The organism is Promicromonospora kroppenstedtii DSM 19349 (genome assembly GCF_000515355.1).
Lineage (GTDB): Bacteria > Actinomycetota > Actinomycetes > Actinomycetales > Cellulomonadaceae > Promicromonospora > Promicromonospora kroppenstedtii.
In genome coordinates, this window is sequence record NZ_KI911664.1 from 1 (window position 1) to 767 (window position 767).

Genomic DNA, 767 nt, shown 5'->3' on the forward strand with positions numbered 1-767 from the left:
CCCCTCGGCGGGCAGACCGCCCAGGACGGCGCTCGCGAGCGGCACGACGGCGGGCGACGCCCAGTCCTCGGGCATGCGCCAGCCCTCGGCGACCGTGCGTCTGCGCCATCGCGCGCACAGCGTGCCGAGTGCGTCGTCTCCTGCCGGTCCCGTGTTCATCGCCGGGCTAGACGGTGACACAGGCAGGTGGTGACGCCGCAACCGGAATCAGGCTGAAACTGTCCGGATCACCCCCCAGATCACCCCTGTGATCTGCGCAGTTACCCCCTTTTGCCCGTAGTATTCCACCCAAACGGGACAACTACATCGATGTGCCAAGGGGAGCGCTCTTCGGATGGTCGAGACGACCGGTTCCACCCCTGAGCGGCGGCCCGACGGCGCGCCTCCCGCCTCCGACGAACGGCTCCTGGCAGATCTCCGCTCCGGCCGTGACGAGGCGTTCGGTGAGCTGTACGAGCGTTACCACCGCACCGCCGCCGGGATCGCCCGGCACCTCGTGGGCGCGGGTCCCACGGTCGACGACGTCGTCGCCGAGTCCTTCACCTCCCTTCTCGCCGCCGTGCGCAACGGCGGCGGCCCGTCGAGCAACGTGCGCTCCTACCTGCTGACCACGGTGCGCAACACCGCGATCGGGGTGCTGCGCGCGCAGGGCCGGGCGGTGCCCGCCGAGGCGGAGCTGATCGACCGCCCGCACCACGACCCCGACCCGGTGCTGCTGGCCGACGACGACCGCCGCGTGCGGCAGGCGTTCGCGGCCCTGCCGCCGG

1 protein-coding gene is annotated in these 767 nt (G+C 72.1%); it reads left to right on the top strand.

From position 1 onward, the window contains the following. Positions 1-334 precede the first annotated feature (334 nt). On the top strand, positions 335-767 hold a 433-nt coding region (locus PROKR_RS11810), incomplete at its 3' end, for an RNA polymerase sigma factor (RefSeq protein WP_169736396.1).